Below are 12504 nucleotides of genomic sequence, written 5' to 3' on the forward strand. Positions count from 1 at the left end.
CGTAACGTGACCGGTTATCCCTATCGCACCTTGGCTGGCTGGATCGCGGCGCTCTGTCTGGCATGGCTTGGGCTGTGCTCGCCGTGGTCGGCCACCTGGAATCTGCTGCTGGGCATGTTCGTCGTGGCGCTGATGCTGGCGGCGATGATCGTCGCCACACGGCGCGGGCGGGCACGCCGGCGAGCCTCCCGGGCCGTGCTGGAAGCTGTCAACGCGTCGCTCGATGCATTGCCCGGCGAAATGCGCCGCAATACGCCGCTCGTACTGGCCGTAGGCGAGCCGGATGGCGCCCTGGCGTCGGCGTTCGGCGACGCGTTGGTCAGCATCACCGAGTCCGCGATCTGGGTCCGCGTGGACGATCCGGCGCGGCTGGCGCACGTGGCGGACGCCCTGAAACGCTGGCGCGACGGCCAGGGGCCGGACGCCGTGGTGTGCCTGGCCGCTGCCGACCTGATATGCGACGCCGCAACGCTGAACGCGCGGCTCGGCCGCTTGCGCCACGCGATTGGCGAGGCCAGCCGCGCCGTGGACTATCCGCTACCAGTGTGCGTCGCGGTCTATGGTGAGGCATCGGACGGGCCGCCGGACGAATGTCCGTGGTTCGGCATGTCTGGCGAAGCGGCGCTGGCGGACGAGGCATGGATCGCGCAAGTCGCGGCGAGCCTCGATTCCTACGCGCGCACCGCCGGGCCGGCCGACCGCACCGCGCGGTGGTATCGCGCTACCCGGCTGCATGCGTTGGCCAGATGGGTGCAAGCGGCCTTGCTGCCGCCCATGCGGGACGAAAGCCGCGAAGGCAGCCGCGACGGTCGCCGCACGGGACGACCGGTGCAGGTGGCCGCTGTCGGCGTGATCGCGGTACACGGCACGCCAGCCGACAAGTCGCTGTTTGCCGGGGCCGTGGCGCGCATCACCGGTCTGGCCGGGGCGCATCGCGCACAAGGGAGTGGCGGTGTCCGCTATCCGCTCCCGGAGTCGCTGATCCTCGGCATCGGCCGGCAGCCGGTCCGGCGCGCGCTGCCACGGGCGCTGGCGCATGGTTTCGTGTGGCTGGCGGTGGCTTTCTGTGCAGCTGCGGCCGCCTCGGCATGGCAGAACCGGGCGCTGGTGGCGCGGGTCACGGGCAACATGGACCGCTATCGCGCGCTGGCTCCGGAACAGGATGCGGCGCGTGTCGATGCCCTCAAGACCGTCCGGCGTGACCGCGACGAACTCGACCGCCATGCCCGCAACGGCGTGCCGCTGCGGCTCGGGCTCGGCCTGTATCGCGGCGCCGCGCTGCGTGCGCCCATCGATACGCTGATTGCCGGCTACCGGCCGCCGCCTCCGCCGCCGGTCACGATCGAACTGGACAGCCTGGCGTTGTTCCGCAGCGGTAGCGCCACCCTGAATCCGGGCTCCAACCGCGTGATGATTGGCGCGCTGGAGATGGTTCGGGCGCATCCGGACAAGCGCGTGCTGGTGGCCGGCCACACCGATGCCACTGGCAATTCGCGCAGCAACCTGCGGCTGTCCGAGGCGCGCGCGGTGTCCGTCCGCAACTGGCTGGCCGATGCCGCCGGGCTGCCGCTGACGCATTTTGCGACGCAAGGCTACGGCGACACCCGTCCGAAGGCGGACAACGATACCGAGGCGGGCCGCGCCGCCAACCGCCGTGTGGAGATCACCCTTGTTCCCGATTGCCGTGACGGCGATCGGGTCACTTCTGGCCAGTCGGCCTGTTCATTTCAGCAGAAGGAGTAAGCAAATGGCAATTCCCGCATACATGTGGATCAAGGACGATGGTGGCGCCGACATCAAGGGTTCGGTCACGGTTTCGGGCCGCGAGGGCAGTGTCGAGGTGGTGGCGTTCGACCATGCGGTCAAGATCCCGACGGATGCCAACACCGGCAAGCTGACGGGCACCCGCGTGCACGAGCCGATCGTCTTTACCAAAGAGACCGACGCCTCGACGCCGTATCTGTACAAGGCCGTCTCCAGCGGCCAGACGCTGAAGGCCGTCGAGATCCGTTGGTACAAGATCGACGATGCCGGCAAGGAGAAGGAGTACTTCAACACCAAGCTCGAGAACGTCAAGGTGGTCGGCGTCACGCCCAAGATGCACGACATCAAGAGCCCGGCCTTCGAGAAGCACAACCATCTCGAGAGCATCGAGCTGCGCTACGAGAAGATCACCTGGTCGTACAAGGACGGCAACATCATCCATGCCGATAGCTGGAACGAGCGTGCCTGAGTAAGGCCGGGCCGGCCGCGCGCCGGCCTTTTCTTCGCGTCCATCGCCATTTCTCCCTCATGACTGCCCGCGACTATTCCCCGTTCCTGCGACGCCTGAACCCCCATTGCGCCCGCGCGCTGACCGAGGCGGCCAGCCTCTGCGAGACCCGTGCCCACCGGGACATCGAGGTCGAGCACTGGCTGATCAAGCTGCTCGAACTGGGCGAAGGCGACCTGCTGGCGATCCTGCGGCGCTATGAACTCGATGTCGATGCCATCTGGCATGCGCTGCTCGCCGCTATCGACCGCCTGCCGCATGACCTGCGCGGTCGGCCCGGGCTCTCGCCGCGCGTGGGCCAGTGGCTGGAGGCGGCATGGATGCGCGCGTCGCTCTCGACGGCGGCGGTGGGGGCGCCGGGCGGCGCCGAGATTCGCTCGGCGCACCTGCTCGCCGCGCTGGTGGAAGCGCCGCATTGGCTGCGGGCGCCGGATGCCTGGCCGCTGCTCAGTGTCTCCGCCGCGCAGATCGAGCGGCTGATGCCGGAGCTGGACCAGGTATCGAGCGAGGCGCAGCGGCTGCCCGAGATCCTTCCCCTGCCAACCGACACGCCAACCGTGGCGGACCGCCCCGACAACCCGGTGCTGGGCCGCTTTACGATCGACATCACCGCCAAGGCCCGTGCCGGGCAGATCGATCCGGTCTTTGGCCGTGATGTCGAGATCCGGCAGATGATCGACATCCTCGCGCGGCGCCGCAAGAACAACCCCATCCTCGTGGGCGAGCCCGGGGTTGGAAAGACCGCGCTGGTCGAGGGGCTGGCGCTGCGCATCGCGGAGGGTGATGTCCCGGCAATCATCGCCAACACCAGCTTGCTGACGCTCGACCTCGGGCTGTTGCAGGCCGGCGCGGGTGTCAAGGGCGAGTTCGAGCAGCGGCTGAAGCAGGTGATCGAGGCGGTGCAGCAGTCGCCGACGCCGATCCTGCTGTTTATCGACGAAGCCCACACGTTGATCGGGGCGGGTAACAGCGCTGGCGGCGCCGACGCGGCCAACTTGCTGAAGCCGGCGCTTGCGCGCGGTGAGCTTCGGACCATCGCGGCGACTACGTGGTCGGAGTACAAGCAGTATTTCGAGCGCGACGCGGCACTCGAGCGCCGCTTCCAGATGGTGAAGGTGGACGAGCCCGACGACGAGGCTGCCTGCCTGATGCTGCGCGGCCTCAAGGAGCGCTATGCGCGGCACCATGACGTGCATGTCACCGACGCGGCGGTCGTCGCCGCCGTGCGGCTCTCGCGCCGGTACCTGACCGGGCGCCAGTTGCCCGACAAGGCGGTTGACCTGCTCGATACCGCCGCCGCGCGGGTACGCATGAGCCAGGACACCACGCCGATTGCCTTCGCCCGGTGCGAGGCCGAGCGCGCGGCGCTGGAGACCGAGCGGGCTGCGCTGGCGCAGGACGACGGCGCCACGGGCATCCGTGACGCCGCACGGATCGGCGCCATCGACAGCCGGCTGGAGGCGCTGGATGACGATCTCGCCCGATTCACGCAGACCCTCGCCGCCCAGAAGGCCGCGACGGAGACCCTGTTCGGCCTGCGCCGCCAATGGCAGGACGCGGACGAGGCGTTGCGGCAGGATCTCGCGCCCTCGATTGAGGCCGCCCACCGCGCCGTGGGTTCAGCCGGGCGGGAGGCGCTGATTCGCGCCGAGGTGGACGAGCACGCGATCGCCGAAGTCATCGCGGACTGGACCGGGGTGCCGGCGGACAGCCTGCTGGCCAGCGAACTGGCCACGCTGCTGGATCTGGAGGCCAGGCTGGGCCGCGTGGTGGTGGGCCAGGACGAGGCGCTCGAAGCGCTCGGCAAGCGGTTGCGGGCGGCGAAGGCGGGGCTCAAGGCCGAAGACGCACCGATCGGCGTGTTCCTGCTCGTCGGGCCTTCTGGGGTCGGCAAGACGGAGACGGCGCGGGCGCTGGCCGACCTGATGTTCGGCGGCGAGCGGGCGCTGATCACGATCAACCTGTCCGAATACCAGGAGGCGCACACGGTGTCGCAACTGAAGGGCTCGCCGCCCGGCTACGTCGGCTATGGCGAGGGCGGCGTCCTGACCGAGGCGGTGCGCCAGCGCCCCTACAGCGTGGTGTTGCTCGACGAGGTGGAGAAAGCCCACCGCGACGTGCTGAGCCTGTTCTATCAGGTGTTCGACCGTGGCTTCATGCGCGACGGCGAAGGCCGGGTGATCGACTTCCGCAATACGGTGATCGTGATGACGTCGAATCTGGGCAGCGACCAGATCCTGACCGCTACGGACGCGGTGGCCGAGGCTGGCGGCGCGGCCACCCCCGGCATGCTGATGGAGGCGATCCGCCCGACGCTGGTCGAGCATTTCCAGCCCGCGCTGCTGGCGCGGTTCCAGACCGTGGTGTTCCGGCCGCTGGCCGCCGGGCCCATGGCGACAATCGTCCGCATGAAGCTGGACAAGGTCAGCGAGCGGGTGGCGCGCCGGTTCGGCGTGCCGCTGCGCTACGACGATGGGCTGGTGGACGCGCTGGTCGCCGCCTGCCTGTTGCCGGACACCGGCGCGCGCAATATCGACAGCCTGCTCGACCAGCAGATCCTGCCGGTGCTGGCCCGCGAGCTGCTAATAAGAATGGGGAACAAGACAGCGGAGGCGGGCGCCGCGGCCACGATCCGGCTGACCTTCTCGGACGCGGACGGCATCGGGTTGGAGTTTGACGAGGATGCGGCGCGGGCGGAGGCTGACCTGTAATGGCCGGCGGCCCGGGCCTGTTCGAGGCAATCACGGGGCACTTTGCGAATGGGGTGCCGGTCGAGGAATTCGACCTGGCGACGCAGACTTTCCTGTCCGTCCAGGACAATATCCAGCGCATTCTCAACAGCCGGCGCGGCGGGCTGGCCCACCTTCCGGACTATGGGCTGGGCGATCTGTCGCGCATCTACCGGCACCTGCCCTCGTCGGCGCACACGCTCAAGCGTGAGATTGAAATGACGCTGCTGCGCTACGAGCCGAGGCTCCGGGCCATCGATATCGATATCGACGATACCGAGCCCGGGATGCTGCTGAGTTTCACGATGACCTGCCACCTGCGCCGGGCCGGGCTGGTGCGCTTTGGCACGCATTTCACGCCCGACGGCAAGACCCGGCTGACACTGCTACGCGCGGTGCAGGACCGCGACTGAGGGAACCTGAGGAGAGTCAGTCCACCTGGGCGCCCGAGGCCTTCACGATCTTGCCCCATTTGTCGATATCGGCGCGCAACATGGTTGAAAACTGCTGCGGGGTGCCGGTGAGCACCTCGGCGCCCTGCGCGGCGAGCTTGTCGCGCAGCGGCGCGTCGGCCAGCGCGGCCTGCAGGGTCTTGGCAAGCTTCTCTGTCACCGGCTTGGGCGTGCCGCGCACGGCGAACAGGCCAACCCAGAGGTCGCCGCTATAGCCGGGCACGGTTTCGCTGATGGCCGGGATATCCGGCGCGAACGGCGAACGCTTGGCCGAACTCACGCCCAGCGCGCGCACCTTGCCGGCCTTGATATGGGCCAGCACCGAGGGCAGGCTGGCGAAGGCCATCGGCACCTGGTTGCCGAGCACATCGTTCAACGCCGGCGCCACACCCTTGTAGGGCACATGCTCGAGCTTGATGCCGGCCATGCTGTTCAGCATCTCGCCGAGCAGGTGGTTCAGCGTGCCATTGCCGGCCGACGCGTAGCGGTAGAAATCCGGCTTGGCCTTGGCCATGGTGATCAACTCCGCCATCGACTTGGCCGGGAACGCGGGATTCACGACCAGCACGTTCGGCACCGTCGCCACGGGGGCGATCGGCTCGAAATCCTTGATCGGGTCGAACGGAATCTGGCGGTACAGGGAGGGGTTGATCGCCTGCGTGCTGCTGATGGTCATCAGCAGGGTGTAGCCGTCCGCAGTGGCGCGCGCGGCGGCCTGGGTGCCGATGTTGCCGCCGGCGCCGGGACGGTTCTCGACGACCACCTGCTGGCCCAGGCGCTGCGACAGATCGGCGGCCACCAGCCGCGCGACGATGTCATTGGTGCCGCCCGGCGCCTGGGGCACGATCATCTGGATCGGCTTGCTGGGATAGGTGTCGGCGTGGGCGCCGCCAACGGCGGCCAGCGTAAGGGCCGTGGCCATGGCCATGCCAGCCAGGGCGGGAAGGGTGCGAAGCATTGTTGTCTCCTGTGGCGGGCGGTTATCTGGGATGTCGGTCCCGCCCATGCTGGCGCCCACTCTAGCCGAGGCTGGTGCGCAGGAGAAATTCAATCGCCGACTATGGCCATAAGGATTTCTTATCGGCCGGCAGGGGCCGCAGGGGAGGGGGGCGGCGCCAATGAGCCGCCCTGCGCGATGCGCACCGCAACGATCTCCCGCAGGATCTCGGCCACGGCTTCGGCCGCGTTCGAACGCGGCAGCGCCCGGGGCCAGCACAGCGACAGCGTGCGGCGCAGTTCCGGCAGGATCAGGCGGCGCCCGATGCCCCCTTCGGCATCCCCTTTTCCATCCCCATCCCCAGCCCCATCCCCTTCTGCGCCCGGACTCTCCCCCAGCGACGACGCCGGCAGCACCGTGCAGGCCAGCCCCTCGCGGGCCGCGGCCAGCAGGAAGGGCAGCGAATCGAGGTCTGCCACCACGTTCAGGGCGATGCCGGCCTTGGCGAAGCTGCGCTCCACCACCTCGCGCAGGCCCTGCGAGCCGCTAGGCAGCACCAGCGGGATGCCGTCGAGGGCTTTCAGCGCGATGGTGGCAGAGCGGGTGGTGCGCCCGGGCGGCGTGCCGATCAGGTAGAGCGGTTCGCTGGCCAGCGGTTCGGGCTCCACCGCGCGCGACGCCGTGTCGCGGAACAGGATGGCGAAATCGAGCCGGTTCTGGTTGAGCAGCTCGGAGATATAGCCGCTCATGCTTTCGAACAGTTGCAGCCGCACCTGTGGATAGCGCTGCCGCACCGCGCGCATCAACGGCATGCCGAAGGCCGCCGCTGCCGTGGTCGGCAGGCCGATGGCGACATTGCCGGAGATCTCCGAGCCGGCCACCCGGACATCCGCGCCGGCAATCTCGACCTGGCGCAGGATATTCCTGATGTGACGATAAAGCGTCTTGCCGGCCTCCGTGGGCCGCACGCCCTTGGCGCCGCGATGCACCAGCGGCACGCCGAATTCCTCCTCGAGCGCTGCCAGTTGCTGGCTCAGTGCCGGCTGCGCCACGCAGACCACCTCGGCGGCGCGTGTCAGGCTGCCGTGGTCGACGATCGCCACGAAATACCGCATTGCCCGGATGTCCATCGCCGCTGTCTCCTGTCCCGTTCGTCGGGTGTCCTCTCGTTGAGGGTATTGATTCTACTTATGGAGGCTTTGGCAATCCCTATTTCACATAGTCGGGGCACGCGGGTAGATTGGCGGCATCGAGCACCCCCGGACCCTATCGCCATGACCCGACCCTTAGCCGGCATTACCGTCATCTCCCTCGAACAGGCGATTGCCGCGCCGTTCTGCACCCGCCAGCTGGCGGACCTTGGCGCGCGCGTGATCAAGATCGAGCGGCCCGGCCCGGGGGATTTCGCCCGCGCCTACGACACGCGCGTGCGCGGCCTGTCTTCGCATTTCGTCTGGACCAACCGTTCGAAGGAAAGCCTGACGCTGGACGTGAAGGCGCCCGGCGCCACGCCGGTGATGGAAGGGCTGCTGGCGCGCGCGGACGTGCTGGTGCAGAACCTCGCCCCGGGGGCGGCGGCCCGGCTCGGGTTGGATTACGAGACGCTGTCGGCCCGCTATCCGCGCCTGATCGTCTGCGATATCTCGGGCTACGGCGGCGACGGCCCCTATCGGGACAAGAAAGCCTACGACCTGCTGGTGCAGAGCGAATCGGGGTTCGTCTCGGTGACTGGCACGGCCGAAGAGGGCGTCAAGGCGGGGGCCTCGGTGGCGGACATCGCCGCCGGCATGTATGCCTACAGCAATATCCTGGCGGCGCTGATCGAGCGCGGCCAGACCGGGCGCGGCAAGCGGATCGACGTGTCGATGCTGGAATCGATGGTCGAGTGGATGAGCTTCCCGATGTACTACGCCTTCGATGGCGCCGAGCCGCCGCCGCGCGCCGGCGCCGCCCACGCCACCATCTACCCCTACGGCCCGTTCCCGACCGGCGACGGCAAGACCGTGATGCTCGGGCTGCAGAACGAGCGGGAGTGGTCGGTCTTCTGCAAGACCGTGCTGGGCGAGCCGGCGCTGGCCACGCATGCCGCGTTCGCCACCAACAGCCTGCGCAGCGCCAATCGGGCCCAGTTGCGGGCGCGGATCGTCGAGGCGTTCTCGCACATGACGGCGGAGCAGGTGGTGCAGCGGCTCGAGGAGGCCAAGATCGCCAACGCCAACGTCAATACCATGGCCGATGTCTGGCACCACCCGCAACTGGCCGCGCGGGAGCGGTGGCGCACCGTGGCGTCGCCGGTCGGCGAGATCCCGGCGTTGCTGCCGCCGGGCCTGACCGATGCGCGGATGGATCCGATTCCCGCGGTCGGCCAGCATACCGATGCCATCCTGGCGGAAATCGGCTGTTCCGCCGCGCAAGTGGCCCAACTTCACGCCGATGGCGTGGTCTGAGGGGAGCCGGCCATGACCACTCCCCGCGTACCGCGCAGCTACCTGTTCGTTCCCGCCTCCCGCCCCGAGCGTATCGGCAAGGCCCTGTCGGCCGGCGCCGATGCGGTCATCGTCGACCTGGAGGATGCCGTCGCCCCCGATGCGAAGGCGGAGGCCCGCGCGGGCCTTTCCGCTCCCTGGAGTGGCCTGCGGACGGCCGCCCAGGTGGGCGGCGTGCAGCTTCTTGTGCGCGTGAACGGCGCCGATACCGCATGGTTTGCCGACGATCTCGCCTGGTGCCGCGCGCAGTCGGTGCGCCAGATCGTGCTGCCGAAGGCCGACGCCACCGCGCTTGCCGCCCTCCACGCCGAGCTGCCCGATGCCCACTGCCATGCTCTGCTGGAGACGGCCGCCGGGTTTGCCGATCTGTACGAGGTAGCGCGCGCGCCGGGCGTCACGCGGCTGGTGTTCGGCAGTATCGACCTGATGTTCGATCTCGACGTGGCCGACGACGGCGAGCCGTTGCATCACTTCCGCAGCGAGTTGGTCCTTCATTCGCGCGCGGCCGGGCTGCCGGCGCCGGTCGACGGGGTCTGCACCGCCATCGGCGATGCCGAGGCGCTGGCGGCCGACACCGCCCGGGGACGCCGCTTTGGCTTCGGCGCCAAGCTGCTGATCCATCCGAACCAGGTGGAAGGCGTGCATGCGGCGCTGGCGCCGTCCGCCCAGGAAGTGGCGTGGGCGCGGCGCGTGGTGGAGCAGGCCGCCGCCGCCCAGGGCGCCGCCATCGCGGTGGACGGCAAGATGGTGGACCGCCCTGTGCTCGAGCGCGCATTGAGAATAGTCGCCGCGGCGCCCGGCCCGGCCGCCACCTCCGCCTGAGCCGGACGTAGCGCCAATCGGTGTTTTCCCGACCCACACGTTGGGCGCATTTGGGTGGGAATGCCGACAAGATGAAAGCCGTTTGTAATGAGATTGCGATTGAATGCGCACGGGAGATCGTGCGCGGCAAGGCAGCGCGGCTAAAAGAGCGGGTTCCCGGGGAGCGATGAAAGAAAATCGTCCGCCCGGTGCACCGTTCGGCTGGCACGGTCGTTTACGTCAGACCGAAGTGACATTGAGCCAGACCGATCGTGCATTTTTCAGTTTCCCGCGCCGCCATGGCCGTGCTGCTGGCTGTGGCAGCCGTTGCTGGCCACGCCGCCAGCCAGCCGATGCCCCCGGACGGCCCCTGTGTGCCGCCACCGGCCAAGGCCACGCTGACGCTCGCCCAGGCGCGGCTCGACGCCCAGCGCTGCAATCGCGACATCATTGCCGCCCGGCGCGGCGAGGAAGCGAGCCAGGCCGATGTCCAGATCGCCTCGCAGCGGCCGAATCCGGTCCTGAGCCTCGGGGTCACTAATATCAATCCGCACGCGGGGGTGGGATCGGGCAGCTTGCGCAGCAAGACGGTGGATTCCACGCTGCGCATCGATCAGGTCATCGAAACGGCCAACAAGGGCAACCTGCGCGTGGATGCGGCCCGCAAGGCCAGCGCCGCCGCCGGCGAGACCACCCAGGCCATCGTGGCGCAACAGCTTGGCGCGGTGGACCAGGCCTGGTACGAGGCCGTGGTCAGCCAGACCCGGCTCGAGGTGCTGACCGAGACCGTCGGCCTGTATTCCCGCACCCAGCAAGCCAATGAGACCCGGCTGAAGGCCGGCGACATCTCCCGCGCCGACGTCACCAAGCTCCAGCTGGAAACGCTGCGCGCCCAGAGCGACCTGCGCAACGCCCAGGCCGACCACGCCAGCGACAAGGCGGCTTTGGCCGCGGCGATCGGCGTGCCGGGCACGCTGATCGACAATCGCCTGGTGCCGGACTGGCCCGCGCTGGACACCCCGGTGCCGACAGTGGACCCCGATGTCCTGCAACGCCGCCCCGACGTGACCGCCGCCGAAGCCCGGCTGGCCGCCGCCGCTGCCTCGCGCGACCTGGCCCGCGCCGGCCGTGTGCCCGATGTGACGGTAGGCGCGCAGGCCGAGCACTATCCGCAATCGCCCACTAATACGTATGGCGATGGCAACAGCTACGGCGTGTTCATCTCGATCCCGCTGTTCGTCCGCCACAGCAATGGCGGCGAGGCGCGCCGCGCGGAGGTGGACTACTACGCCGCGCTGGACGACCGCAACCGCATCCTGCTGGAGGCGCAGAACGACATCGAGCGCCTGCGCAGCCAGCTCGAGGCCGCGCGCGCCACGCTGCAACAGATGCAGACCGCCGTGCTGCCGGCCGCCGAGTCCGTGGCGAACAGCGCCGAATTCGCGTACACGAAGGGCGCCACCGGCGTGCTGGACCTGCTCGACGCGCGCCGCGCGCTGCGCCAGACCCGCGTGGATGCCGTCGAGGCGCAGGGCAACTACGCCAAGGCGCTGGCCGCCTACCGCACCGCGCTGCAAGCTACCCAATCCGATATCAACACGCTTCCCCAGGTCCGTACCGATGCGTCGCGCCCATAACATGCCGTCTTCGTCCCAGTGGTTCCGTTCTCTCCGCCTGGCTGCCGTCGGGTCACTTTGCGCGCTGGCGCTGGTCGCCTGCGGCAAGAAGGAGGCACCCGTGGCCGACGACGACCCCAAGGTCAGCGGCCAGGTCATCCAGTTTCCGGAGTCGGTGAAGACCCTGCCCGGCATCGTCGGCCAGCCGGTGAAGCTGGGCGGCGACCGCATGCTGAACCTGCCCGGCCGGCTGGTCTGGAACGAGGACAAGACCGTGCGCGTGACCACGCCGTTCGCGGGCCGCGTGACGGACATCCTCGTGCAACCCGGCGCGACCGTGAAGGCCGGCCAGCCGCTGGCGACGCTGACCTCGCCCGACTATGGCCTCGCCCAGGCCGATGCCCGCAAGGCCGCCGCCGACAGCGCCGTGGCCGCCAAGTCCCTGGCGCGCCAGCGCGAGCTGTACAGCGCCGGCATCGTCGCCCAGAAGGAGTTGGAGCAGGCGCAGGCCGACAGCGCCCGCGCCGCCGCCGACCAGCAACGCACGCAGGCAGCGCTGCGCATGTACGGCGCTGCGGCCGGTGGCGATGCGGTGAACCAGCGCTTTGCGCTGCGCAGCCCCATCGAGGGTCTGGTGGTGGAGCGCAATATCAATCCGGGCATGGAACTGCGCCCGGACCAGGCGCCCAACGCGCCGCTGTTCCTGATTACCGACCCGACCACGCTGTGGGCCCAGGTGGATGCCGCCGAGGCGGACCTCGGCCTGTTCAAGCCGGGCGTGACGGTGCAGCTGACCAGCGCCGCCTATCCCGGCGAGACGTTCCAGGGCACCGTGGTCAAGATCGCGGATTACGTGGACCCGGCGTCGCGCAGCATCAAGGTGCGGCTGACCGTGCCGAACGCGGACCGCCGCCTGAAGGCCGAGATGTTCGTCACGGCGCGCCTCGAGGCCGCCTCGTTCAAGGGGATCGCGGTGCCGTCGAAGGCCGTGTTCCTGGCTGACAACAAGAACTACGTGTTCGTGCGCAAGGGTTCGAACACCTTCGAGCGGCGCCTGGTCAAGACCGGCGTGTCCCTGCCGGGCATGACCGAGGTGCTGGAAGGGCTGGCCGATGGCGAGGTGGTGGTCACCGACGGCAACCTCTATCTGCAGGACATCCTGCGCGACGCCACGGCGGTCAATGCGGCGCGCGCGTCCGCCAAGTAAGGGA

General features: G+C 69.0%; 10 protein-coding genes. 8 read left to right on the top strand and 2 right to left on the bottom strand.

Annotated elements, in window-relative coordinates:
• Positions 1 to 6: 6 nt before the first annotated feature.
• From KHO18_RS10175 to tssE, 4 genes are read left to right on the top strand one after another with little or no spacing between them, the layout of a single operon-like run.
• Entirely contained in the window at positions 7 to 1743 is a 1737-nt protein-coding gene (locus KHO18_RS10175; protein WP_144197736.1) for an OmpA family protein, read from the top strand.
• 4 nt (positions 1744 to 1747) lie between these two features.
• A complete protein-coding gene (locus KHO18_RS10180; RefSeq protein ID WP_092293497.1) occupies positions 1748 to 2233 on the top strand; it encodes an Hcp family type VI secretion system effector in 486 nt (161 codons plus the stop codon).
• A gap of 59 nt (positions 2234 to 2292) precedes the next feature.
• Positions 2293 to 4983, top strand: coding sequence for a type VI secretion system ATPase TssH (tssH, locus tag KHO18_RS10185; protein ID WP_211943118.1), 2691 nt, complete (start codon positions 2293 to 2295; stop codon positions 4981 to 4983).
• On the top strand, positions 4983 to 5414 hold the full coding sequence (gene tssE, locus KHO18_RS10190; RefSeq protein WP_144197738.1) for a type VI secretion system baseplate subunit TssE: 432 nt from the start codon (positions 4983 to 4985) through the stop codon (positions 5412 to 5414). Before tssH ends, tssE begins: the two co-directional genes overlap by 1 nt.
• A gap of 16 nt (positions 5415 to 5430) precedes the next feature.
• Here the strand turns inward: tssE and KHO18_RS10195 are convergent, their stop codons facing one another.
• Positions 5431 to 6411 (bottom strand): tripartite tricarboxylate transporter substrate binding protein, encoded by a 981-nt coding sequence (locus KHO18_RS10195; RefSeq protein WP_211943119.1) that lies wholly within the window; start codon positions 6409 to 6411, stop codon positions 5431 to 5433.
• A gap of 119 nt (positions 6412 to 6530) precedes the next feature.
• Positions 6531 to 7520 carry a LysR substrate-binding domain-containing protein gene (locus tag KHO18_RS10200; RefSeq protein ID WP_211943120.1) on the bottom strand — a complete coding sequence of 330 codons (990 nt, stop codon included), beginning with the start codon at positions 7518 to 7520 and terminating at the stop codon, positions 6531 to 6533.
• Positions 7521 to 7664: 144 nt separating this feature from the next.
• On the opposite strand from KHO18_RS10200, the gene KHO18_RS10205 reads away from it, so the two are divergent.
• From KHO18_RS10205 to KHO18_RS10220, 4 genes are all read left to right on the top strand, one after another.
• Complete coding sequence (locus tag KHO18_RS10205) at positions 7665 to 8837, top strand: CaiB/BaiF CoA transferase family protein (protein WP_186296827.1); 1173 nt, start codon at positions 7665 to 7667, stop codon at positions 8835 to 8837.
• A 12-nt stretch (positions 8838 to 8849) separates the two neighbouring features.
• On the top strand, positions 8850 to 9698 hold the full coding sequence (locus KHO18_RS10210; protein WP_144197741.1) for an HpcH/HpaI aldolase/citrate lyase family protein: 849 nt from the start codon (positions 8850 to 8852) through the stop codon (positions 9696 to 9698).
• Between the two features lie 278 nt (positions 9699 to 9976).
• Entirely contained in the window at positions 9977 to 11314 is a 1338-nt protein-coding gene (locus KHO18_RS10215; protein ID WP_211943126.1) for a TolC family protein, read from the top strand.
• A gap of 1 nt (position 11315) precedes the next feature.
• Positions 11316 to 12500: an efflux RND transporter periplasmic adaptor subunit gene (locus KHO18_RS10220; protein WP_244844682.1), complete on the top strand. Its 1185-nt coding sequence runs from the start codon at positions 11316 to 11318 to the stop codon at positions 12498 to 12500.
• The last annotated feature ends 4 nt before the right edge of the window (positions 12501 to 12504 follow it).

Source organism: Cupriavidus campinensis, from assembly GCF_905397395.1.
Taxonomy (GTDB): domain Bacteria; phylum Pseudomonadota; class Gammaproteobacteria; order Burkholderiales; family Burkholderiaceae; genus Cupriavidus; species Cupriavidus campinensis.